This window comes from Bradyrhizobium sp. Kon56, from assembly GCF_055807635.1.
In genome coordinates, this window is sequence record NZ_JBVVOU010000143.1 from 1 (window position 1) to 512 (window position 512).

Below are 512 nucleotides of genomic sequence, written 5' to 3' on the forward strand. Positions count from 1 at the left end.
GACAATCGGGCTTGATATCTCGAAGAGCTGGTTTCAAATCCACTGGATTACGGCGGATGGAGAAATTATCCGCAAGAAGCTCGCCCGCGGGAAGGTTCTCGATTTCTTTTCACGGCTTCCAAGTTGTCTCGTTGGTCTTGAGGCTTGCGGCAGCGCTCATCATTGGGCTCGTGAACTAATAAAGCTTGGTCACAAAGCACGTCTTATGCCGGCCCGCTACGTCCGAGCCTACGTGAAGACAAACAAGCATGATGCTGCTGACGCGGAGGCGTGCTGGGAAGCCGTCCAACGGCCTGGCATGCGCTTTGTCCCTGTAAAAACCGTCGAATGGGAATTTTAATGCTACATCGCACGCGAGATTTGCTTATTCGACAGCGCACAGGCGCGATAAATGCTCTGCGTGGTCATTTGGGCGAGTTGGGAATCGTGACCGGGAAGGGAAAAGCAAACGCGAGAGAGCTCATGGCACTCGTGGACGTTGACGAGCGCATCCCACAGAGGGCGCGTAGCGC

1 pseudogene is annotated in these 512 nt (G+C 54.7%); it reads left to right on the plus strand.

What is annotated here, in order from left to right:
• Window positions 1–512: pseudogene (locus AC0L3B_RS38335) on the plus strand (IS110 family RNA-guided transposase); the annotation flags it as partial.